Genomic DNA, 24,050 nt, shown 5'->3' on the forward strand with positions numbered 1-24,050 from the left:
TCATGTTCAGTAACACTAAGCGCGCTGTTGCGCTTACGTTACTGGCAAGTGCAGCGAACTTTGCGTTCGCTGCACCAGCTCCAGTATCCGATCTCAACAGCACATCATCCGTCTCTAAGAGCCGTTCATCTGAAACGGAAGTAGAGCGTCTAGAGCGCTTGCTACAAAACCGCAATCGCGTTCAGCTCCAAATGCAACAGCAAATTGACCAAATGTCACAAGAGATCAGTGAATTACGTGGTCAATTAGAGCGAAATAGCTACGAAATGAAGCAAATGTTGCAACGTCAACGAGAGTTGTTTGTCGAGCTGGATCGTGTTCGTGGAGAGATAAAATCCGCGCCTGCGCAAGAAGCGAAACCGGCTAAAACAGGTGGTCAGTACACACCAAATGTTGATGAGCAAACGGCATACCAAAATGCAGTCGACCTCATCCTCAAGAAACGTGACTACACTGGCGCAATTGCAGCGTTCCAGCAGTTCCAGAAAGATTATCCTGATTCTACATATTCAGCGAATTCTCACTACTGGCTAGGTCAGTTGTACTTCGCTAAAAAGCAGGATGAGGATGCAGTGAAAAGTTTTGCCGCTGTGGTGTCTTACAAAGACTCCAATAAGCGAGCCGATGCGTTGCTTAAATTAGGCGAAATCGCTGAGCGTAATAACAATGCAGCTCAAGCGAAAAAGTACTACCAACAAGTGGTTGATGAATACCCAGGTAGTGCATCTGCAAAACTTGCCAGCTCTAAGCTGTAAGACGTTATGTTTTGAAAAGGAAGCCTCGGCTTCCTTTTTCTTTTCCATTTTCTGTTGGTGCAGAACGGCTAAGTCGATAGCAATGATGCAGAGCCTCTGACCTTGTGTTGTACCGAATTTCGCTACTCGGAAATGCTACCTGTAACAAAGATATACGGCTAGACCGCTAGAAATCCCCGCGACAAGTTGTTTTTTGAAAATTAACGAGGTTACAATACTCGGATTAAAGGAAGTTGCGTAGAGCAAGAGCAATGAGCCATATATTAGATAAAATCGACACTGTTTACCCATTCCCACCGAAACCAGTTCCATTAAGCGAAGAAGAAAAAGCATCTTACATTGAGCGTATTAAAAAGTTACTCAAAGAAAAAGATGCGGTACTTATCGCGCACTATTATACCGACCCTGAGATTCAAGCCCTAGCTGAAGACACTGGCGGGTTTGTTGGTGACTCGTTGGAAATGGCGAAGTTTGGTAATCGTCACCCTGCAAGTACATTGATTATTGGTGGTGTTCGCTTTATGGGCGAGTCGGCCAAAATTCTGACACCAGAAAAGCGCATTCTAATGCCAACGTTGGAAGCGGAATGTTCGCTCGACCTTGGCTGTCCTGCGGATAAGTTCAGCGAGTTTTGTGATGCTCACCCTGATCATACGGTTGTAGTTTACGCAAATACTTCAGCAGCGGTTAAAGCCCGTGCCGACTGGGTCGTTACATCGAGCATTGCGCTTGAAATCGTGGAACACTTAGACGCTGAAGATAAGCCAATTATTTGGGGACCAGACCGTCACCTAGGATCGTACATCGCTAACAAAACTGGCGCAGATATGCTGCTTTGGCAGGGTGAGTGTGTGGTTCATGATGAGTTCTCTGCTGATGCGCTACGAAAAATGAAGAGCGTGTATCCAGATGCGGCTATTTTGGTTCACCCTGAGTCACCAGCAAGCGTCGTAGAACTTGCCGATGCCGTTGGATCAACGAGTCAGCTGATCAAAGCAGCGAAAGAGCTTCCTCACAAACAAATGATCGTTGCGACAGACAAAGGCATTTTCTTTAAAATGCAGCAACTTGTGCCAGAGAAAGAACTTATCGAAGCGCCAACCGCAGGTGCAGGCGCAACATGTCGCAGCTGTGCACACTGTCCTTGGATGGCAATGAACGGTTTGAAAGCAATTGAGAAAGCGCTTAGTGAAGGTGGTGAAGAGCACGAAATTTTTGTTGATGAAGCGCTACGTGTGAAATCACTTATCCCACTGAACCGCATGCTAGATTTTGCTGAGCAGCTAAATATGCAAGTGAAAGGTAATGCTTAAAAAGTAGGCGTAACTGAAAGTAAATCTCAAAAACCAGCCGAATATGGCTGGTTTTTTTGTGTCTTACTATCAATGAGTTACTATTGATGTAATCAATGAATATCGAGGTCATAAATTTATGGCGGTGTGGTTAGTAGTTAAAAAGTGGCTTAGTTCCCACCTTTTTAAATTGAGCAACCGAAGCCTTCTCATCTTTAGTGGCTTATATGTGAGCCTTTCATGGTGGCTGCTGGTTCTCGCTGGTGAAACAGCATTAACAGACAGTTTCGCTAACTTTATCTATTACCTCATGGTTACGGCGAGTACGGTGGGTTATGGCGACCATTCTCCAGTAACAGATATGGGTAAATGGGTTGTCGTACTATTTGTAATCCCCGGCGGTTTGAGCTTATTCGCCGCATTATTGGGGCGTGTCGCTGGAGCAGCGATGGACTATTGGCGAGCGGGTATTTTAGGAAAACGGAGAGTAAGAGTGGAAAACCATATTGTATTGTTGGGCTGGAATGGATCGAGAACGATGCACCTTATTCGCATGTTACAACATGAAGAAGAGGGAAAGCGCCCGATTGTTTTATGCAGCCGTTCAGAAATAGAGAACCCGTTACCTGGCGAAATCAGTTTTATCAAAGTGACCAGTTATACCGATTCGCAAGAAATGAAAAACGCCAATATTGCCGAAGCCGCTTGCATTATTGTGGATAATCTCTCGGACGACATTACCTTGTCAGCCGCTCTATACTGCGCATCTGTAAACCCTTCCGCTCATTTGGTCGCTTACTTTAAAGATGAAGCGCTAGGCCGACTTCTAAGTCAGCATTGCCCGAAAGCGGAATGCATACCTGCTGTTGGCGCAGAAATGTTGGCAAAAGCGGCGGTTGACCCGGGCTCAAGTGCGCTTCATCAGGAGCTTTTGGCTTCAACACGAGGTATGACGCAATACTCAGTTATTTATCCTGAGGGGCAGTCTGCCACCACTATTGAGAATCTCTTCGTTTTTCTCAAAAGACGCCATCATGCCACGCTGATTGCTTTTGATATTGGCGATGGTATTCAACTCAACCCAGATTTAGATGCTGAAGTACCCGCGAGTACCAAGCTGTTTTACATTGCAGATGAACGTATTGAAGATTTTGCCTGGAAAGAAATGAACAAGGAACAATAATGCACATGATTGCTGGCCTGTTAGCAGGCTTCCCAAACTTTTTACTCTATTTCTCTGTTTCTATTATTTTTGTATTGGCGTTTAAGTTCATCTACGTCAAGTTGACGCCATACGATGAGTGGCATCTGATTAAAGAAAAACAAAATACAGCAGCAGCGATTGCGCTAAGTGGGGCTTTCCTTGGTTACTGTCTCGCGATTTCGGGGGCGGCAAAAAACTCAGTCAATATCGTCGATTTTATGGTATGGGGCGTTGTCGCAATGCTTGCTCAAATTATCGCATTTGCAATTGTACGCTTTATTTTACTTCCGAAAGTGGCAGAGCGTATCGAAAAAGATGAACTGCCAGCCGGTATTGTATTAGCAGCAGTTTCTGTTTCGGTTGGCGTATTGAATGCCGCGTGCATGACCTACTAGGAGGAACGATGAAGCGGAGTTCTAACGTTAAACGTTCTTCCATGGACAAAAGCTTAAAGCTTGGGAAAATTCTTCCCTTTGCTGCCTTTGGTGGTATTTTCTTCTTTGCTACGTACGAGTCAAAAACAGAAGGGTACATTTTTTCTGATGCTGATGAGTGTAAATCTAACTCGCCTGAGTTTAGTGAACAGTGTGACATTGCATACCAAGAAGCTTTAGCTCGTGCCGAACAAAATGCCCCTCGCTACCGCAGCGAGTTCGAATGCGAGAATGATTTCTACGAGGATGATTGTTACTACAGTTCCAGTTCCCGAGCTTATGTACCTAACTTTGGCGGTTTTTTTTACAGTCGCTCATTAAGCGGGTTGAAAGGTTATAACAAGAGCTATTACTCAGAGCCGATGTACCGTTATAAATCCAAATTCTATAATGGAGCAGGGCAATTCTTTGGCTCCTACCGAAATCAGCCGACCAAAGTTGCGACGAATAGCCTTAATAAACGTGGTGGCGGCACCATTGGCAGGGCGATGTCTCGAGGCGGGTTTGGTAAAGCGGTGTCGGTCAGTCGAGGCGGTTAAAAAGCACTATGTTTCGACGAGAAATACAAGAGCGCGAAAACTGGCGTGAATTAGCACGCCAGTTTGGTTTTGGTTTCCATACCATGTATGACCAACCGTATTGGGATGAGAGTGCTTACTATCAATTCACGCTGGAGCAAATTGAGCGCGATATAGAAGCGCCCACTGAAGAGCTGCATCAGATGTGCCTGGCTATTGTGGATGAAGTCGTTCGGAGTGAGCGGTTGCTGACGCAATGTGCGATCCCTGAATCTATGTGGGAGCAGGTCGCTTCTTCATGGAGACGAAGCGAATCTTCGCTTTATTCGCGGCTGGATTTCGCGTACAACGGGGCCTCGCCAGCAAAATTACTGGAAAACAATGCGGATACGCCAACCAGCTTGTTTGAAACTGGCTTTTGGCAGTGGGTGTGGCTAGAAGATGTTGTAAATAAAGGTCGAGTTCACCAGAGCGCGGATCAATTCAATATTCTTCAAGACTTTTTGATCGAGCGCTTTGCCGAAATAGCAAAATACCAACCAGGACAAACACTTCACTTTAGCTGCTGCAAGTACACTGAAGAAGATAAAGGGACTGTCCAGTATTTAGAGGATTGCGCGCGAGAGGCAGGGTTAGCAACGGCATTCGTGCATGTCGAAGATATTGGAGTGACGGAAGATGGTCTGTTTGTGGATGCTGACGACAGAGCGATTCGTTGGATGTTTAAGCTTTACCCTTGGGAGTTTATGTTTGAAGAGGAATATGCGAAGTACTTAGCGACTGCGAACGTAAACTGGTTAGAACCGATGTGGAAGTCGATTCTATCCAATAAAGCACTTTTACCGTTATTGTGGGAGCGCTTTCCTAATCACCCGAACCTTTTGCCCGCTTATTTTGCTAACGATTCAAAAGCGAACACTATGAGAGATTATGTCATCAAGCCACTATTTTCTCGAGAGGGCGCGAACATCGAGATCGTCATCGATGGAAAACGTTTTGTTAAAACGTCAGGGCCTTATGAATCTAAATTCAATATCGTCCAGCAATACCATCCACTACCTAAGTTTGGGCACAACCATACGTTAATTGGCAGTTGGTTGGTCAATGATAGAGCTGCCGGTATTTCGATTAGGGAAGACAGTAGCTTAGTGACTCAAGATATGGCGCGGTATATTCCACATGTAATTTTAACATGATCAAAAAAGCTCTCCATTTGGAGAGCTTTTTGTCTATTCAGCCGTTCAATCTTGATGGTCGACAGCGTTGCGTCTATTGTTCTTCAGCTAATGCAACACCGCGCTGGGTAAGACCACATAACATCACTGGCATTGCATTGAAGATCTCTTCAAACTGCTCTAAGCCTTCCATACCTTGTTCGGCCAATGTTTCAATGGTTGTTTCTGGGTCGTAAAGCATAGTAAGAGAAAGTAAAACACCACCGAGTAGGGCATTATCTTCGCTATCCTCAGGCATCAACGTTTCCCAGTCATCACGCGCAAGTTGCCAGCCTTGTAATACACCTTCACAGAAATCGCGAGCCTGACTTGTTACAATGTCTTGCTCATCTAGCGCGCACCCTGCAGGCCACTGCCAAGTGCCTTCTAGGAGAGCGGGACGAGTTTGGTTCCACATTTGTACAATCTCGTCAATGTACTGCTCTAGTTGTTCACCGTCAGTAAATGGCGCTGTTTCTTCTCCACCCCATAAGAATGGTAACCACTCTTGAGGCATTAATACGTTTGGCGCTGCAGCCATCGCTGTTACAAAGCCTTGAGTTTTTGCTAGGTTTAGTAGTTTACCGTCAAGTTCTGGGAGAGAAAGGATGTCTTGTAGTTTCAAAATAGAATACCATTTGTTAATGGGCTGGTTGATTGCGCTCATCTTACCAATCAATTAGTGATAAATCGATATTAGGGAATGATTCACACATCTATGGAAATTCGCTCATCACTTAGAAAAAAAAGCATTCTCGCCCTAACACTTTACCTGTGCTTCTTTATCGCCACTATCGGTTCTGTCGCCTATTTGGTTGTTGAGCCACCGGTTAGACAAAAGCTAGAGCAAAACCTAGAGTTACGTACCCAACTCCTGGCTCTTGAGATAAAAGAGCCCCTCCTCAGTTCTACAGGTGTATTGAGCAGCTTAGTAGGGCTAGCCCAAGGGACTGAAAATATTCAATCTCTCAACACAATAATTCCACATATACTTCAATTGAGTGACAAGATGCTTGTTAGTGGTGGCGTATGGCCTAAACCCGAACTAAAAGCAGAACAATGGAGATATAAAAGTCTATTCTTCAATAAAAACAGTGATAGTGGTATTGACCAAATTCACTCCTACAATAACCCCGAATCTGGCGGTTATGATAATGAAGCCTGGTATGTCGCTGCCGCCGATGCTCCGGTAGGTTCTGTTAGTTGGTCTACGGTTTACATCGATACCTTTACTCGGGTCCAGATGATTACCGCGTCTTCTCCGTACTACCAAAACGGTCGATTCGCTGGAGTTGTAACGGTAGACCTATCACTTGATGCACTTTTTCAGTTTATTCGAGAGCACACGAACCAGCATTCTTTGGGGGTAGTGGTTCGCGATGCTGACTCAAACGTGATTATTGAACACAACTTTCAACTGACGGACGAAATTTATGTCAGCGAGCTTGATTTCGGAGAGTTCGATTGGCGCATGGAAGTTGTCAACGCAAAAGCTAAAGTCGCCGATCAAGTGTTTGAACAAGTGATGAGCGTTGAGGGGAGGATCATTCCATTTTTGCTCTTGTGTGTCTTGGTCGGTTACTACTTACTGAATCGCTATATTGTTGAACCAATTGTTCGCATTGCCGCTAAGATTGATGACTCGAAAACTGGTGGGATCATAGATATTGACTACGATAGCGATGACGAAATCGGACAGCTTATCGAGAAGTTCAATGAAAAGACGATCTATTTAGAGCAGGAGAGAATAAAAGCTCAGGCTTCGACAAACGCTAAAACGGCATTCTTAGCCACATTGTCCCACGAGATTCGCACACCAATGAACGGTGTACTAGGAACTGCCCAGATACTGTTAAAAACACCACTTACCGATGAGCAGCGTAAGCACCTGAGAACACTTTATGATTCAGGTGATCACATGATGACATTACTCAATGAGATTTTAGATTACTCAAAAATTGAACAAGGGCATGTTGAGTTTGAAAATAAGCCTTTCCCAATTGAGTCGATTATCGGCAGTATCAAGAGTGTTTATCAAACTCTATGTGCAGAAAAAGGTCTTCGCTTTAGAGTCGTCTCGCATTTACCAACGGGTCGTTGGTACAACAATGACAAAGCCCGTTTGCGTCAAGTACTGTTCAATCTACTCAATAACGCTGTTAAGTTCACCGATCGTGGCATCGTAGAGGTAGAGCTAGCCGAGAAATCGAGTAAGGCAGGCACCAAGCTGATACTAAAGGTAAAAGATACAGGAATTGGTATTTCAAAAGAGGCACAAAAACGCATTTTTCGTCCTTTTGAGCAAGCGGAGTCATCAACGACTAGACGGTTTGGTGGTACAGGGCTTGGTTTAGCAATAGTCAAAGAAATCGCGGAACATATGGGTGGGCAAGTGGTTGTAGAGAGTCAGGAGGACGCTGGAACGACTTTTACTGTCGAAATTGCCCTTACACCTTGCAAGCCGGGTAAAGTAGAGTCAATCAATACACATAAATTGAACTGTAAAGGGTTGAAAGCACTCATTGTTGAAGACAACCGAACAAATGCGATCATTATGGAAACTTTCCTCCGAGCCAAGGGCTTTGAGTGCACAAGTGTCGAAAATGGTCAGCTTGCAGTCGATGAGGTTGCGAGCAAACCATTTGATTTGATACTGATGGATAATCATATGCCTGTTCTAGATGGCGTTGGGGCCATATCAGCCATTCGAGCAATGAGTTCACCTGCTAAGTCGGTACTGATTTTTGGCTGTACAGCGGATGTGTTCAAAGAAACACAAGAACGTATGATTAATGTAGGAGCAGACCACATAATAGCGAAACCAATAGTGGAGTCTGAATTAAATGATGCACTGTATCTTCATGCGACACAGTTATATCAGTACCAATCGGACTTTGATGGAAATGCAGCAGATAGCTTTAATGCTGAAAAGTGGTTACTCAACTTCTATGTCGCTCTAGATAATGGACATCTTAATGAAGCACTTGAGGCTATTTCAGCGATCATTGCGGAGGCTCCCCTTGAACTCAGTGACGACGTTTCTTCAGTCGCTGAACGGATAAGAAGTAACTTAAAGCGTCAGCAATCCCCAGACCAAGATGATATCGATACATTAACGATTTTGCTGGCCTCACCATAACTGAATCAATATGGCGCAACTGTGAATTGTTCTTACTATTCATACGTCATCCAGCTTCGTGACAAACTCTTCTAACCTGCAATGAACAGGCTTGCAGTTTTACTTTTACGAGTAAAGCAGCAAGACCTTCTACTGTGATTATATCGGTAATACTCTGAATTTTCGCAGCTTGGTAGCATAAGCTATAGGAGTGACTGTTTACAGTCCGAGTTTTGTTCTAACTTTACGTCAAAATAATTATCGTAACCCCTTTTTATGTAAGTGAAATCCGTGTTTTTGTACCATTTTTACGTAATTTTAGGCGTTTTTACTCGCCATTGGTGAAAAAAACTACTTTTACTTTAAAAGTTGGTTATAAATTTACAACTTAATTTTAAATACAGAGCCATAAGCTAGTTTTTGTGTGTTCTAATTGCATCATTAACTGGCTTGATGTCTTTTTAGTGGTTAATGGTTTTATTATTTTTATTAATTGCAGTGTTTAATTTTAAGGTTTTTGTAAATGAAGTCTCGTGGACCATTTTGTATTCGTCACGCCGCAGCGGATACCTTTGCTATGGTTGTTTTTTGCTTTATCACAGGGATGATTGTCGAGATTTTGATTTCAGGGATGACATTTGAGCAATCTCTAGCATCGCGTACGCTATCGATTCCAGTGAATATCGCCATTGCTTGGCCGTATGGGGTTTTTCGTGATTGGATGCTGCATCAAGGTAGTAAGGTGTCACCGTCTTCCTTTATGAAGAACATCTCTGATCTGGTCGCTTATGTACTATTTCAATCTCCAGTTTATGCGGGTATTTTATTCGCAGTTGGCGCGTCTACAGATCAAATTGTGACCGCAGTGGCAAGTAACGCTGTTATTTCTTGTGGCATGGGTGTGTTGTATGGGTACTTCTTGGACATGTGCCGCCGTTGGTTCCGTGTTCCCGGTTATTCTCAAAGCATGTAAATGCCCCAGTTTTGCTCAATTTAGTTACTTAGTGAGCAATCGATTCGAAAAGGGCGCTTTTTTTTATGTTTAGCCTTGACCATCAGGCACATAATCATTAAATTAGCGCCTCGTTAGCCAATGATGCTAACCAAAATTTGATTCGGTGAGTTGTCCGAGTGGCTGAAGGAGCACGCCTGGAAAGTGTGTATACGGCAACGTATCGAGAGTTCGAATCTCTCACTCACCGCCACATTCTAAAAAGGTCTGATTTATCAGGCCTTTTTTCGTATCTACACTAAAGTAATGCGTCATTGAAAGTACACAAGAGTGCTCAAGGTGCAAGCGCCATTCTATCTACAAGCCAACTATTCACATCTCACCTCTATACAACGCCAAAATTGAAGATGCTATACAGAGGCCGCCATAATCTGATTGGTGCGGGTTAGCCTATCCGCTTTAATCTAGAATTTAGCAGCCATATCACATGAGGTATGAATACGGCCACAAGAATGAACGTAGTGCTACTAGATGCTAAGCAAAACAGCCATGAACACGAATACAACAGCAATCATACCAAAGAGATCTGTGTTTGGATTGAGGTCATCAGGGTTAAATTTTTCAATGCTTTGCGTCGTTTTGCATCTTATCTTCATGTTCTTGTCCTTATTTCATGTACGATTTCAACAGTAACATAACATGCAATTGAGTGTTCACAAGTCATAAAAAGCATAAGTATACTTGTACCTCATTGAGCGCAAAAAATACTCAAAGCGTTTTAAAGTGGCGGTCTACCTTTTGTAACATCAAATATTCTTTCTGTTTTTGTGCCTGTATCGCTATAGTTGAGAAACGGTTATCTCGTTCTAGTTAGGAACAAACTACTGGCTGCCGCTACATTCTCTCAGCGTTCCCACTCAGTCGCCTTGGGTAGATACTTTAGTCGTTGAGTACTGCAAAAAAACGCCGCATGAGCAGCGGCGCTTTGTTGAGGAATTCCCTTTCCTACTTGTAGCTAAGTTCTGTCGCTTTGCCTTTGAAGATCCGGTATACCACAAAGGTGTAAAGCAATATCACCGGCATAACAATCATCACACCGTAGCCCACGATTATTAATGTCGCAGGTGAGGAGGCCGCTTGTTGTGCGGTCATCAACCCCGGCACAACTTCTGGGAAGAAGCTATACGCAAGCCCGAGAAAGCTCAACGCGAAAATGACGGTGACACCAAAGAAAGGCCAGCGCACACCCAGATCATTCACCATTGGAACCTGACGCAAATAGCGATCAACTAGGAAGATGGTTGCCAATACAATTAACGGAACTGGGGCAAGCAACAAGATTTCTGGGAAGCTGAACCAACGCAAGGCAACTTGTTGATTTACAATTGGGTTTACAACGCTAACCACCAAGATTCCTAAGGCTGCTAACCAACCAGCACGGCGAGACCAACGGGCCGAGCGTATTTGCAAATCACCTTCCGTTTTTAGTACTAACCATGCGCCACCGATGTAAACGTACGCCGCCGCTACACAAAGTGCGCTTAACCAAGCAAAGCCAAATGCTTCGGTTGATTGTTCAAATCCCATGATGTAACGACCCACCATGTAACCCTGAGTTAGTGCGGTGATTAGCGAGCCAATTCTGAAGCACCAATCCCAATGAGGTTTATGATCCGAGTTCGCTTTGGCTCGGAAATCGAACGCCACGCCACGCATTATCAGTGCGATAAGCATGATGGCGGTCGGCATATAGAGCTCCGTTAAAATCAAACTGTGAGCGGTAGGAAAGGCAATCAACAAAATACCAACGGCTAACACCAGCCACGTTTCGTTCGCGTCCCAGAAAGGGCCGATAGAGGCTATCATTCGGTCACGTTGCGCTTCATTATCACTTGGTAAAAGGATACCGACGCCAAGGTCGTAGCCGTCGAGCACGGCATACATAAAGACCGAGAAGCCAAGCAGCAGAAGATAAATTTCTGGTAGATAGTTGAGCATGATTAGGCCTCTTGTTGTGTCAGTGGGACTTCATGGGCTGCAACGTCTTTGCGCGCCAAATAGAATAGGGTATGGATGTACGCAACCAGCAATGCAGCATAAATGGCTAAGTACATAATGAGCGAAGTCATCACGCTACTGCTCGCAACCGTGGTGACGGCTTCGGATGTTCGCAATACACCGCTGACCAACCAAGGTTGTCGACCAATCTCAGTAACATACCAACCCGCCAGTGTGGCTATCCAACCAGAGAACGTCATGGCTAATACCGTGTACAGGTAAGGTTTAGGTAGCGCTTTTTTACGTGCTAGCTTCACCGCGCCATACCAGCTAACAAGCAACATAAGGACACCAACACCAACCATCACGCGGAAACCAAAGAACAAGGGCTTCACTGGCGGGTGGTCAGGTGCAAACTCGTTAAGTCCTTGGATTTCCCCATCTAAGTCATGCGTAAGAATCAAACTCGCCAGCTTTGGGATGCCCACTTCAAAATCATTGCTGCGAGTTTCTTCATTTGGCATCGCAAACAGAAGAAGAGGCGCGCCTTGCTCGGTCTCCCACACGCCTTCCATCGCTGCGATTTTTGCAGGTTGATGTTCAAGCGTGTTTAACCCGTGAAGGTCACCGACAAAGATTTGAATTGGGATGAATCCAGCCGCCGCGAACAGCGCGACTTTTAGGCCAAGTTTGGCTGAGCGGTGATCTGGCTTTTTCATTATTTGATAAGCTGAGATACCCGCAATCAAGAAGCTGGCAGTCAGCGCCGATGCTAATAGCGTGTGCAGAAGACGGTAAGGTAAAGAAGGATTGAAAATAACTTCCTTCCAACTGGTTACATGTACAATTCCGTCAATCACTTCATAGCCACTTGGTGTGTGCATCCAGCTGTTAAGCACTAGAATCCAAAACGCGGACATACTTGTCCCAACAGCAACCAGAACGGTGGCGAGAGTATGAACCCATTCCGGCACTCGTCCTCGTCCAAAAAGCATCACGCCAAGGAAGGTGGCTTCCATAAAGAAGGCGGTCATCACTTCGTATCCGAGCAATGGTCCTGCTACGTTACCGACTCGTTCCATAAAGCCTGGCCAGTTGGTACCAAACTGGAAACTCATCGTAATGCCGGATACCACACCTAAGGCGAAAGTAAGAGCGAATATCTTGACCCAGAAGTAATAAACATCGAGCCATACGGGGGCTTGGGTGCGGTTATATCGCCACTTGAAAAACACCAACATCCATGCCAACGCGATGGTGATGGTCGGGAAGAGAATGTGAAAGCTGATATTGGCCGCGAACTGGATCCGCGACAGCATGAGGGTATCTAACATCTTGGTTCCTCAAAAACGTGCCATACTAAAAATCGTGTCTATTTGTAATTTAGTTACGAAAAGTCGGGCAGTTTGGATTCATGTATCGAGAAATACAGGTGATTCTGTTTTCTTCTAACCATGATTTATATCAACTAAGGGAAAGAAAGGAGTGTAGGAAATTGTCTCAAAATGCCACTAATAGTCGCGAGAAGTGAGTAAAAGAAAGCAAATGTAACTGAAGGAGCATGGATTAAGATTAGTTCGAATTATCCTTATGATGGTTTCGATAATCCTGAAATAAAATTACAAAAACAATATTTTTAGTAAGGAAAATTGCCTTGCCTTCACTTTGAACCTCCATACTATTTATACACTAGTCATGTCGAGATCATCTCAAACACAGCAAACTTACTGGCAGTTAAGGTGGGAAACTTTAGCTAATTGATAAACTTAAAATTGCACTGCTAATGACATATGCATCATAAGTTCGTTAGCACTCGACCAGAAGTGCGATAGGCTACATTTTTATACTAGCGAACGATTTGGCGCTAGGTAATTCGGCTTTCACTAGATCAACAAGTCGACTGCGGACCATTTTCGATTCCTGATGAGTTTCAATCCAAACTGACACTTACTTTTCAGCAAGTGTGCTAGTGTCTTTCTTATTATTTATTAAATAATTAATAGATGCCGATATGGTAAAGAGAGTTGTGGACAGCTATCTCGAGCAGTAGACTGGCGCTAGCCAGAGAGTCTGACTTTGAGGGGGGCATTCTACATGAATTTTGGATTCTGCCACCGCAAAGCTGATATTGAATTTGATGGAGATGGATAATGAATGACAGTTGGGCTAATTTCTTTCCTTACTTTGCTGGAGCTTTTAAGCTTATTGTATTAGGGATAGGAGCCTACTTAGCCATTAAATGGCATTTTGACGAAGAGCGAAGGGTAAGAGAAGCGGAAGGTGTGGTGTTTGATAACCCAAGTCTCATGAAAAAGTTTGCGAAGACGCTAACTCTGCCATTCCTTTTGTGTCTTCTAGTTCTTCTTGTTATATATGCTACCAACTGGTTCCTGTATTGACGGCTTTATTGTTTGTTGTAGTAAAGCTGAATGCTGCCGCCTCTGAGAGTCGAGCCGTAGTTGAAGTTAACGCCTATGCCGAAATTGTCCAACCAATCAAAGGGCTTTGGTGCATAAAATAGCCATCCTATAGAAGCTTCGTAGTAATGCGGACTTCCCAGTTCATCGCTTAAATCATGCGAAAGGTCGACTCTTTTAATCCCGGTAAATAAAGCCTGCTCACCGTGATAAATATTGTAGTAACCGGTGATTTCATTAGATAGGTACCAACCTTTAGGGTTGCCTATATTGCCGTTATTTGCGCTTCCCCAGCTGTGCCCAATGAATGAATTCAATGTCGAACTGGCATGCCATTTCCCCCAACTTGTGGGAGACGTGTATTTGGCTTTAATGGATGGTTGAACTATTGCCGCCCATGCTGAAACGTTAACGGCACGGCCGTCTAGGATTCTTCCAATGATGGAGGAAAGTTTATTATCGGTAGAGAATGAGTTTTCATAACGCATAAGGTGAGTCGTCGTTCTGGTGCTAAGAGTGACGCTTTCACTTGCTTTGTATAGATACCCATAACCAATCGACGCACCGTATGTCCTTTCCTTGAGAAGATCCTTACTTGTGCCGAATAGTTTGAGATCATTCTCTGTTTGTATCGTAAACGCCTTAAACGACAGCTCATGTAAATCCTCGCTGCCCTCAATGTCAAAGTTAGTCGTGTAAGGGAGAACATATACGGATTTGCTTCGACGTTCATTGATTGACTCGTCAGTCCCGAACTCTGGGTTGGCGGTATCAAATAATGCATTCGGATCAAAGTCGCCAATACCAAACGCAATTGCGTCAGTGTCGGACAGCAAAACCGCGATAGAAAAACGTTGTTGGAGAAGGTTGCTAATTTCCTTATCTAGTGGATCCGCTTGAGCAGTGTGAGGAAGAGAGAGTAGGAGAGCGAGCGAAACGACTCGCCACTCCACTGAGGCGAAGTTGGGTTGGAACATTTTGGCTCTTTCAAATGGTTCATGCATGGAGTTTTTGGACGTACCGGTACGCTAACATTAGTTTAATCGTTGAATGGTCGGTGTAACTTTGAGAAATCTATGTTTTCTCATATTGATATGAAAAAATTCCTTAAACGAGTTTAGCTTCAATGTGTATGCTGCACCAGATTTGTTTAGCAACATCATTCTTTTCTGAAGATGTAGCAAGACTTTGTGACTAGGTTGCATTATTTTCTTGAATGCGTCTCTTGAGAGGAAAATAGCAAACTTTTTTATTGCCTTGGCGCTCAAGAAAATCTGAATCGTTCACTGTGCTACTGGTTAACTTCGAAAACTTGTAAGCATCCTGTCTGCCAACATCACGACTAACGTCATCAAGGAGTACCCTTAAATACGTCAGATAAACAATGTTTTTTTTGAGCTTTAGAAGAAATGTTCGGACCTTTGCATATTCCGCGGTGGTGCTCAATCCAATAACTGTGTTTTGTATGTGTTCTCTGTAAATCATTGAGTCGATCTATTCTTCAAAATGTGGTCCCTTTTAATTCACTTTCTGTTACATATTTTTCGTTTTGAAAGAGCATTTTAATTTGCATCTTTTGAAAAGATCTATTTGTTAAATTTTGTATAAAATCAACTAATTGTTGAAATTAGAACCCTTGTCAAAAAGTCATTAGATTTCTTGTTGAATAGCCTCTTTTACCTAATGGTATACTCTATTTGTTTGATATAATTTCCGGCAGTTTGTATACCATAAATAAAGAGAGTCTATTCATGTTCCAGAACTTAACGATCAAGCAGAAGATCGTGATTCCGCTGTCACTGATTATTGGATTGTTTATTGTGAGCTCTGTATTAAACGTTATGACAAGTTGGAAACAATCTGAGTTGAGTGAAACACTTAACGAACAGATCGTGCCGAACTTATTAACGATTGAGGATGCTTATCGCGATCTTTACCAAGCAACATCTGCAATCCAAGGTGTTGCACTTTCTGATACTCAAAACGATATTGATCATCACATCGGTGAATACAAAGACAACGCCTACAAAGCACTACCACGTATGGAACAAATGATTGAGCTATCACAAGCCGGTGTGATGCCTTCTACACATGGTAATGAAGTTCGAACGCTTGTCTCTTTGGGTGAAAAATGGTTAGCAAGTTATGAAGCGATGCTACGTTTACCTCAATCTCAATGGCGTGGTTACTACAATGAGCACAAACATAACTTTGAAGACCAATTTATCGAGGTTAGAGCGCAGCTTAACGTTGTAAAAGATGCAATAGAAGAAAAGCAAAGCCAGTTGAAGGGCGAAATATCAGCGGCTGCAACAAGAGCAGAACTCATTCTTGAGGCTGGCATTGTGATTGTTATTTTTGCCGCTATCGCGATGGCTTTTTTGTTGTTACAAACGGTTGTGAAGCCTATCAATGATATTAAAAATGCGATGACAGAAATTGCGTCCGGTGAAGGTGATCTAAGTCAGCGAATCGATGTAAAAACACAAGACGAAATTGGCAATTTAGCAGACGCATTTAACCAGTTTGTGTCCAAAATTCAAATGACAGTCGCTCAGGTAATTGAAAGCTCAAATACCTTACGTAACGAAATGGCAAATCTTAGCTCGTTGACCACGACCATCGCGAACTCGACCGTTTCTCAGCAAAAAGATAGCGAGGCGGTAGCGGCGGCAGTGCATGAAATGCAAGTCACCAGCAGAAATGTAAGCGATAGCGCTAACGAAGCTGCGGTTGCGAGCCAAACAGCGAATGATGAACTTACCAATACCAATGTTATTTTGGATCAAACGGTTAGCTCAATTCGTAGCCTCGCAAGTGAAATCGAAAGCGCAAGCCACGTCATTAACACATTGGATCATGATGTGAGTAACATTGCGTCCGTACTGGATGTAATTCGTGGTATTGCCGAGCAAACAAACTTATTAGCGCTTAACGCAGCCATTGAAGCGGCTCGCGCTGGAGAGCAAGGGCGAGGCTTTGCTGTGGTAGCGGACGAGGTTCGTTCTTTAGCCAGTCGTACGCAACAGAGTACGGGAGAAATCCAAACCATGATTGAAAAGCTACAATCTGGTGCAGGACAAGCTGTAGAAGTGATGCGCGGTAGCCAAAATAGCAGTGATGAAACGCTCAAGTCCGCTGGCCGAGCGAGTGAATCCCTTTCTGAAATCTTGAACGCGATTTCACGTATGAACGAGATGAATACACACATTGCAACGGCTGCGAGCCAGCAAAGTACAGTAAGTGACGAAGTAAATAGCAACGTACAAGGCATTGCAGACAGTAGCACTTCAATTGTGGAAATCGTAAACCAAGCGCAAGCTTCTTTAGCCATGTTGTCAGAGCAAACTCAACGTTTAGATCATCAGGTCAGTCAGTTCAAAGTATAAGCTTGAGAACAGCAATCTCACTGACGAAATAACCCGCTTCTTAGCGGGTTATTTTTTAGATAAGTGGCGAACCTGACTTGTGAAATTTCGACTATATTTACATTCCTTTCTCACTTTAGTTCGTATACCAGAGTGGGCAAATAACCCTAGACAGCGGTAACAAACTCTGTACAGCGTGATGATGCTTTTATCATCACTTTTGCTGCTTTTTAACCATTGCAATTGCACACAGGAAAATGTGATTTCCAACCCAAAATCTTCAAATTTGAGAACTTCATAACACCTTTACCATAAACGTTTTTCGTAAGCGTATAGAACTGTAAATTTTGTTGTATGTACAACACTGGGTATTTATCATCCTAATTAATTTGTTCTGGATATACATCCTTTAGTCATTATTAAGTCATTCTAGAAGCTTTTAATAAGGAATCTTGAAGGCTTGTCGGTAGATAAGAGAGAAAAATTCATGAGACGTAAAACCACGCTATCTCTGCTGATTGCGTCGAGCCTTTTTGTGGTTGGATGTCAACCTAGCGAAGAAGGATCGAGCCAAGGAGGGGGGCCTGCGCCCGCAACCGAAGTAGAAGTGTTAACAGTGCAGCCAACGCGCCAAGCATTGACAGTAGAGTTGCCGGGTCGTAGCCGAGCATTCAAAGAAGCGGAAGTTCGTCCGCAAGTCACTGGCATTATTTCGGAGCGAAATTTTGTTGAAGGTGGCCTTGTTGAACAAGGACAGTCGCTATATCAAATTGATGATTCATCATTTCAGGCGGATTTGCTGAGCGCTGAAGCGGAATTAATCCGTGCGCAAGCTGCGGCAGAGTCGACCTATGCCACGGTGAAGCGTTACAGAACCTTGATCACCAAAAAATCCATCAGCCAACAAGACTTGGATGAAGCAGAAGCGGCATACAAAGAAGCGAAAGCGCAGGTCCTAGTCGCAAAAGCCAAGATCAACACAGCAAAAATCAACTTAGATTATACGCAAGTCAAAGCTCCGATTAGCGGAGTGATCGGTAAATCGAGTGTGACAGCGGGTGCGTTGGTTACGGCTAACCAAGCTGCCAAATTAGCGACCATTCAGCAGCTTGACCCTATCAATGTTGATATTGTGCAATCATCCGCGCAACTGCTGCGTTTGAAAGCATCACTCTCCCAAGGCCATATGCAAGAAGATGACTCTGCGCAAGTTACATTGATGCTTGAAGATGGCAGCACTTACGAACACAAAGGCACAATGAAATTTACTGAGGTCAATGTGAACGAAAGTACGGGCAGCGTGACGCTTCGTGCCGAATTCCCAAACCCTGACGGTTTGTTGCTACCTGGAATGTTTGTTCGTGCGACGGTCATTACTGGTGTCGACCCTGATGCGATTCTAATACCACAAAATACGGTATCTCGTGATGCGACAGGTAAAGCGACAGTGATGATGGTTAATGGCGAGAACAAAGTGGAAGCGAAACCAGTGAAGACTGCCGAAGCGATCAATAGCCAATGGCGCATTATTGATGGTTTGAACGCGGGTGATAAAGTCATTACCGCCGGTTTACAAAAGGTAGGGCCAGGCAGTTCGGTAACTATCCAAAACGGTGAACAGGAGTAATCATGGCACGATTTTTTATCGATCGTCCGGTATTTGCTTGGGTTCTCGCGATTCTAACGATGTTGGCGGGGGTAATGTCATTATTCAATTTACCCGTCTCGCAATACCCAACGATTTCACCGACGACGATCACCATCAGTGCTCGCTATCCAGGTGCATCAGCAAAAACCGTTGAAGACTCGGTAACGCAGGTTATCGAGCAAAACATGACAGGATTAGATTACCTTCGCTACCTATCATCGAGCAGTGATGCATTTGGTAATGCGACAATTACCCTGACGTTTGATAGCGAAGCTGATCCTGATATCGCGCAAGTACAGGTGCAGAACAAACTGCAATTGGCATTGACTTCATTGCCGATGGAGGTACAAAACCAAGGTATTGTCGTCAATAAATCCAATACGGCATTTCTCATGGTTGTCGCAGTTTATTCTGAAGATCCTGACTTTACAGAAAACGATATCGGCGACTTTGTTGTAACGAATATTCAAGACCCGATAAGTCGTGTAACTGGTGTAGGACAAGTGCAGGCGTTTGGTGCGCAGTATGCAATGCGAGTTTGGCTGGACCCTTTTAAGCTTACGCAGTTCAACTTGACCGCAATCGATGTAGCGAACGCGATCAGTGAACAGAACGCGCAAGTTTCTTCAGGTCAACTGGGTGCGGCACCTGCGCAGGAAGGTCAGTTGTTGAATGCTACGATTTCTTCTGCAAGTCGTTTGAGCAGTGTAGAAGAGTTCCAAGACATCATTCTTAAGTCCGACGCCAGTGGTTCGAATGTTTATTTGAAAGATGTAGCTCGCGTTGAGCGTGGTGCAGAAAGTTATGATATTCGAGGCCAATATAATGGCTTCCCAGCATCGGGGTTAGGTATTTCATTAGGTACTGGCGCAAACGCGCTTGAGACAGCCAATGCGGTGAAAGAGCGTTTAGAACAACTGAGTGCAACGTTCCCAGAAGGGTTGCAGATTGCTTACCCATTTGAAACAACGCCATTCGTCAAAGCCTCGATTCAAGAAGTGGTTAAAACGCTATTAGAAGCCATTCTTCTTGTGTTCTTAATCATGTACCTGTTCTTGCAGAACTTCCGTGCGACGATCATTCCAACGATCGCAGTGCCTGTCGTATTGCTCGGAACCTTCGCTATTTTGTACGCGACTGGATTTAGCGTAAACACGTTAACCATGTTCGCGATGGTTCTGGCTATCGGTTTGCTGGTGGACGATGCCATCGTTGTGGTGGAAAACGTCGAGCGTGTGATGCATGAAGATGGTTTAGAGCCCAAAGAAGCGACCAAAAAATCGATGGGGCAGATCACTGGTGCCTTGATTGGTGTGGGTTTGACGCTTTCAGCGGTATTCGTCCCTATGGCGTTTATGTCTGGTTCTACCGGGGTTATTTACCGTCAGTTCTCGATAACTATTGTGGCGGCTATGACGCTTTCCGTTTTGGTTGCGATAATTCTGACTCCAGCATTGTGTGCTACGTTGCTGAAAAAAGGCGATGCTGAGCTTCTAGAGAAGAAAGGTTTCTTTGGCTGGTTTAACCGCAAGTTTGATGCGATGACAGCTGGCTATGAAACCGGTGTTGCTAAACTTCTAAAACGCACAGGTCGCATGTTGGTTGTATTTTTGGCAATGAGTGCAGGTGCTGGCTGGTTATTTATGAACCTTCCAACGTCATTTTTGCCAGATGAAGACCAAGGCACAGTATTCTCAATGGCTATTTTGCCGCCTAACTCAACACAAGAACAGACGGAAAAAACACTTGAGAAAATGCGTGACTTTTACCTTGTGGATGAGAAAGACAACGTGAAATCCGTCTTCTCCGTTGCGGGCTTTAGTTTTGCAGGCCAAGGCCAAAACATGGGGATGGCATTTATCGGTCTGAAAGATTGGTCAGAGCGTGAAGCGCCGGGTGCTGATGCAGCTTCCATTACGGGTCGAGCGATGGGGTACTTCTCAACCATCAAAGAAGCACTGGTCTTTGCATTTGCACCTCCTGCGATTCAAGAGTTGGGTAACTCGACAGGCTTTGATTTCTATCTTCAAGATTCGTTGAACAAAGGTCACGACGCATTAGTTGCGGCTCAAGGTCAACTTCTGGGCATGGCAGCACAAAACCCGAAACTTGTCGGTGTTCGTCCAAACGGTCAGGCAGATGCGCCAATGTACAAAGTGAACATTGACCACGTCAAACTTCGTGCTTTGGATGTCAGTATCAATGACGTAAACCAAATCCTGTCAGCTGCATGGGGCGGGGCTTACATTAACGATTATATTGACCGCGGTCGTGTGAAGAAAGTGATGGTGCAAAGTGATGCGGAATACCGCATGCAGCCAAAAGACTTCGATTCATGGTACGTACGCAACGCTAAAGGAGAGATGGTGCCTTTCTCTGCTTTTGCGAGTGGTGAGTGGACCTATGGTTCTCCTCTTTTGCAGCGCTTTGATGGTTTGCCAGCAATGAACATTCAAGGCGGCGCAGCTCCTGGTGTAAGTACTGGTGAAGCCATGGAAGAAATTGAAGCAATGGTAGAAAAGCTACCAGAAGGTTTCACGGTGAACTGGAATGGTATTTCGTATGAAGAGCGCCTTTCCGGAAACCAAGCGCCAATGCTATATGCGCTATCTATCCTCGTCGTATTCTTAGTTCTTGCCGCTTTGTATGAAAGTTGGTCAGTACCTTTCGCCGTGGTGTTAGTTGTTCCTCTTGGTGTGCTTGGTGCTGTGCTTGCGGTAATGACGCGCAGTATGGATAACGATGTGTTCTTCCAGGTGAGCTTATTAACGACGGTCGGCTTGGCAACCAAAAACGCGATTCTGATTGTTGAGTTTGCAAAGGACTACTATGAGAAAGGCGCTGGGCTTATCGAAGCAACCTTACATGCTGTTCGCGTTCGTCTGCGCCCAATTATCATGACATCGCTTGCTTTTGGTTTGGGTGTGGTACCACTTGCTATCAGTTCAGGTGTGGGATCGGCAGGTCAAAACGCAGTGGGTACCGGCGTACTTGGTGGCATGATCAGTGCCACGATATTGGGTATATTCTTCGTCCCAATCTTCTTTGTGGTGGTTGAGCGATTGTTTGATCGACGTGCGAGAAAAGAATCGGAGGCAGAGTTGTCTGAGACTAATCCTAAACCGGCTCAGCAAAGCGAGTAAGACTTGGTTGCTGTAACTAAGTTATACTGGTGATAATAAACACAATAAAAGGGCGCTTCGGCGCTCTTTATTTTATGTTTTCACTTGGTGGTTACCGTCTATGACGCGAGCCTGAAAGACGGCGTGTTGTGTGCAGTATCAGCACAGGCTTTTCGACCGAATGAAAGCCTAAAGAAGAAAAACGACGATGAAAGATCAGAAAATTTCCCCAATTTCCGTTTTGGATCAAAGCCCTATGTTTGTCTGCGGTGTGATGCAGCGCATGTACCGCAATCGTGCCCAAGCCGAGCTCTCTCGGCAAAATTTGATGACACTAGAAATGGCAAGTGCACTGGCCGCTTTAGAAGAATTTCAACCTATGAGCCAGCAAGCGTTAGCTGATGCGGTTCGAACTGAGCGAAGTGTAGCAAAGCGGATGGTGGACAATCTGGAAAAGAGAGGGTTTGTTCAAGTTTCTAAAAGTAAATCGAATCAGCGCCTTAAAATGCTAAGCATGACAAAAGAGGGGGCAAATGCTTTAAAGCAAGTTCATCAAATCATGACGAATTTACAGAAAGAGTTTTTTTCTTGTTTGTCGGAATCTGAAGCGAGTGAATTTTTTCGTCTGGTAAGAAAGCTCACTTTTGCGAATCACGACCAGTAACTTACATCAATGCCGTCTAGCGTCTTTATTTTATCGCTGGCCAATTATATTAAGTTGTAGAACTTAAGAAATAGGATGCCCAACGTACAGGTCACTGTAGAAAGCACCGTAGTGAGTGCGATGATATTTGCGGCTAATGTGGCATTGCTTCCCATGGAACGCGCCATGACATAGCTGGCAGCAGCGACTGGAGAGGCGTTCATAAAGAAAAGAATACCTAGCTCAATTCCTCGAAATCCTACTAAGTAAGCCCCCATGGTGATGATGACCGGTGCTACGATGAGCTTGTAACTGCTCGCAAACCAAGATGGACCTTTCTCTTTTCTCATCAAGCTAAAGTCAAGTGAGCCACCCGTACACAACAGCGCCAAAGGCAATGTCATTTTGGACAAGTAGTCTCCTGCGTCAATAACCACATTCGGTACTGGAATAGCGAGTAAATAAAAAGCCATTCCTAGAACAATGGAGATTATGAGCGGATTCCTAGTCAGTGTTCGGCCCATCATCTTTGCTGCTTGCGAGGCAGACGTTGCCCCCTTGGGCGATAAGCAAATTACCGCTTGGACGTTATAAATAAATGTGGTGACCGCGACATAGAGCGCTGCTAGCGCCACACCTTGAGAACCATACGCATTGGCAACGTAAGCGATACCAATAATACCTGTATTTGCTCGGAACCCACCTTGGATGAGAACGCCTTGGTCAGGCGATGCTTTGAACAGAAGTTTGACGGAAAGGTAGGTGAAAATGAAAAACGAAATACTAGCGATGACGCCGAAATTGACGAATCCACTTGCCGCGGAAAAGTCGTGTTCTGAAGCCACAATGCTGACAAATAACATTGCAGGCAAGGTAACTTTAAACACCAGTTTAGAGCCTACTTCGATAAAGTTATCGTTGATTAGACCAAAGCGCTTAAAAAGAACGCCAAGTACCAACATCAAACAGATAGGTCCGGTTATCGACAAAGAGAATTGCAACTGATGTAAAACAGCTTCCATGTAAGTATCCGCAGCAAAAGAAAAAAGTGTTCCTGTTGCCTATTAAGCCACAAACCCGGAGGGTAGGACAGTAACGTGATGAAATTTTCTTCTGTTGTAGGTTCCGGAGTCATTTACACTCCAAGTTATGGACGAGGTCCCAATTTAACAAAGCGGTACTGGTCCTACGTGCGATATGTTGGTTAACTCGTTGTCGTGATGCATCCACATGCGTATTAGATGTGAGGGCTGGTCATCGTAGTTATGGATAGGAGTTCATCAATGAAAAGGAAACACAACAAAACTGTACTGTGTGCGTTTGTCTCTGGTTCGGTATTTGGTGCGGTTTTGGTCATTGCGATGTCT

Annotated in this window: 19 protein-coding genes and 1 tRNA gene; 14 read left to right on the top strand and 6 right to left on the bottom strand. The window is 44.4% G+C overall.

All coding sequences use genetic code 11. The features are described from left to right. The first annotated feature begins 2 nt into the window (after positions 1 to 2). From ybgF to R7Q39_RS03155, 6 genes are all read left to right on the top strand, one after another. The gene (ybgF, locus tag R7Q39_RS03130) at positions 3 to 755 is read left to right on the top strand and encodes a tol-pal system protein YbgF (protein ID WP_005387926.1); all 753 of its coding nucleotides are present in this window, start codon (positions 3 to 5) and stop codon (positions 753 to 755) included. A 251-nt stretch (positions 756 to 1,006) separates the two neighbouring features. Then, positions 1,007 to 2,068, top strand: a complete 1,062-nt coding sequence (gene nadA, locus R7Q39_RS03135; protein WP_017820046.1) for a quinolinate synthase NadA — start codon at positions 1,007 to 1,009, stop codon at positions 2,066 to 2,068. A 118-nt stretch (positions 2,069 to 2,186) separates the two neighbouring features. After that, positions 2,187 to 3,230, top strand: coding sequence for a potassium channel protein (locus R7Q39_RS03140; protein WP_017820047.1), 1,044 nt, complete (start codon positions 2,187 to 2,189; stop codon positions 3,228 to 3,230). Then, entirely contained in the window at positions 3,230 to 3,646 is a 417-nt protein-coding gene (locus tag R7Q39_RS03145) for a DUF350 domain-containing protein (protein ID WP_005378281.1), read from the top strand. The genes R7Q39_RS03140 and R7Q39_RS03145 overlap by 1 nt, the downstream gene beginning before the upstream one ends. A gap of 8 nt (positions 3,647 to 3,654) precedes the next feature. Further along, entirely contained in the window at positions 3,655 to 4,224 is a 570-nt protein-coding gene (locus R7Q39_RS03150) for a DUF1190 domain-containing protein (RefSeq protein ID WP_025766906.1), read from the top strand. Between the two features lie 8 nt (positions 4,225 to 4,232). Then, positions 4,233 to 5,399: a glutathionylspermidine synthase family protein gene (locus R7Q39_RS03155; protein WP_318075768.1), complete on the top strand. Its 1,167-nt coding sequence runs from the start codon at positions 4,233 to 4,235 to the stop codon at positions 5,397 to 5,399. Positions 5,400 to 5,472: 73 nt separating this feature from the next. On the opposite strand, the gene R7Q39_RS03160 is transcribed toward R7Q39_RS03155, so the two are convergent. Beyond that, positions 5,473 to 6,084, bottom strand: a complete 612-nt coding sequence (locus tag R7Q39_RS03160; RefSeq protein WP_005378278.1) for a YecA family protein — start codon at positions 6,082 to 6,084, stop codon at positions 5,473 to 5,475. Between the two features lie 51 nt (positions 6,085 to 6,135). Here R7Q39_RS03160 and R7Q39_RS03165 point away from each other — a divergent pair, with 51 nt between their 5' ends. The 3 genes from R7Q39_RS03165 to R7Q39_RS03175 all read left to right on the top strand — a co-directional run bounded on the left by R7Q39_RS03165 (position 6,136) and on the right by R7Q39_RS03175 (position 9,740). After that, the gene (locus tag R7Q39_RS03165; protein WP_318075805.1) at positions 6,136 to 8,556 is read left to right on the top strand and encodes a hybrid sensor histidine kinase/response regulator; all 2,421 of its coding nucleotides are present in this window, start codon (positions 6,136 to 6,138) and stop codon (positions 8,554 to 8,556) included. A 502-nt stretch (positions 8,557 to 9,058) separates the two neighbouring features. Beyond that, on the top strand, positions 9,059 to 9,508 hold the full coding sequence (locus tag R7Q39_RS03170) for an L-alanine exporter AlaE (RefSeq protein ID WP_025766903.1): 450 nt from the start codon (positions 9,059 to 9,061) through the stop codon (positions 9,506 to 9,508). A gap of 144 nt (positions 9,509 to 9,652) precedes the next feature. Beyond that, positions 9,653 to 9,740: transfer RNA gene (locus R7Q39_RS03175), tRNA-Ser, on the top strand. 274 nt (positions 9,741 to 10,014) lie between these two features. On the opposite strand, the gene R7Q39_RS03180 is transcribed toward R7Q39_RS03175, so the two are convergent. The 3 genes from R7Q39_RS03180 to R7Q39_RS03190 all read right to left on the bottom strand — a co-directional run bounded on the left by R7Q39_RS03180 (position 10,015) and on the right by R7Q39_RS03190 (position 12,819). After that, positions 10,015 to 10,143, bottom strand: coding sequence for a hypothetical protein (locus R7Q39_RS03180; protein ID WP_017635045.1), 129 nt, complete (start codon positions 10,141 to 10,143; stop codon positions 10,015 to 10,017). Positions 10,144 to 10,492: 349 nt separating this feature from the next. Then, the gene (locus tag R7Q39_RS03185) at positions 10,493 to 11,485 is read right to left on the bottom strand and encodes a cytochrome d ubiquinol oxidase subunit II (protein ID WP_033905058.1); all 993 of its coding nucleotides are present in this window, start codon (positions 11,483 to 11,485) and stop codon (positions 10,493 to 10,495) included. A gap of 2 nt (positions 11,486 to 11,487) precedes the next feature. Then, a complete protein-coding gene (locus tag R7Q39_RS03190; protein ID WP_005388402.1) occupies positions 11,488 to 12,819 on the bottom strand; it encodes a cytochrome ubiquinol oxidase subunit I in 1,332 nt (443 codons plus the stop codon). 816 nt (positions 12,820 to 13,635) lie between these two features. On the opposite strand from R7Q39_RS03190, the gene R7Q39_RS03195 reads away from it, so the two are divergent. Beyond that, positions 13,636 to 13,884, top strand: a complete 249-nt coding sequence (locus R7Q39_RS03195; protein WP_005378271.1) for a hypothetical protein — start codon at positions 13,636 to 13,638, stop codon at positions 13,882 to 13,884. Between the two features lie 5 nt (positions 13,885 to 13,889). Here R7Q39_RS03195 and R7Q39_RS03200 read toward each other — a convergent pair whose 3' ends face one another. Continuing rightward, positions 13,890 to 14,906 (bottom strand): Solitary outer membrane autotransporter beta-barrel domain, encoded by a 1,017-nt coding sequence (locus tag R7Q39_RS03200; protein WP_318075769.1) that lies wholly within the window; start codon positions 14,904 to 14,906, stop codon positions 13,890 to 13,892. A gap of 747 nt (positions 14,907 to 15,653) precedes the next feature. Between R7Q39_RS03200 and R7Q39_RS03205 the strand changes: the two genes are divergently transcribed. From R7Q39_RS03205 to R7Q39_RS03220, 4 genes are all read left to right on the top strand, one after another. Beyond that, complete coding sequence (locus R7Q39_RS03205; RefSeq protein WP_318075770.1) at positions 15,654 to 17,291, top strand: methyl-accepting chemotaxis protein; 1,638 nt, start codon at positions 15,654 to 15,656, stop codon at positions 17,289 to 17,291. Between the two features lie 466 nt (positions 17,292 to 17,757). After that, a complete protein-coding gene (locus R7Q39_RS03210; RefSeq protein WP_318075771.1) occupies positions 17,758 to 18,897 on the top strand; it encodes an efflux RND transporter periplasmic adaptor subunit in 1,140 nt (379 codons plus the stop codon). Between the two features lie 2 nt (positions 18,898 to 18,899). Next, entirely contained in the window at positions 18,900 to 22,061 is a 3,162-nt protein-coding gene (locus R7Q39_RS03215) for an efflux RND transporter permease subunit (RefSeq protein ID WP_104978956.1), read from the top strand. Positions 22,062 to 22,248: 187 nt separating this feature from the next. After that, positions 22,249 to 22,704 carry a MarR family winged helix-turn-helix transcriptional regulator gene (locus tag R7Q39_RS03220; RefSeq protein ID WP_017635039.1) on the top strand — a complete coding sequence of 152 codons (456 nt, stop codon included), beginning with the start codon at positions 22,249 to 22,251 and terminating at the stop codon, positions 22,702 to 22,704. A 44-nt stretch (positions 22,705 to 22,748) separates the two neighbouring features. On the opposite strand, the gene R7Q39_RS03225 is transcribed toward R7Q39_RS03220, so the two are convergent. Then, entirely contained in the window at positions 22,749 to 23,705 is a 957-nt protein-coding gene (locus R7Q39_RS03225; protein WP_318075772.1) for an AEC family transporter, read from the bottom strand. Positions 23,706 to 24,050: the final 345 nt, after the last annotated feature.

It is taken from the genome of Vibrio sp. 947, assembly GCF_033339115.1.
In the GTDB taxonomy this organism is placed as follows: domain Bacteria; phylum Pseudomonadota; class Gammaproteobacteria; order Enterobacterales; family Vibrionaceae; genus Vibrio; species Vibrio alginolyticus.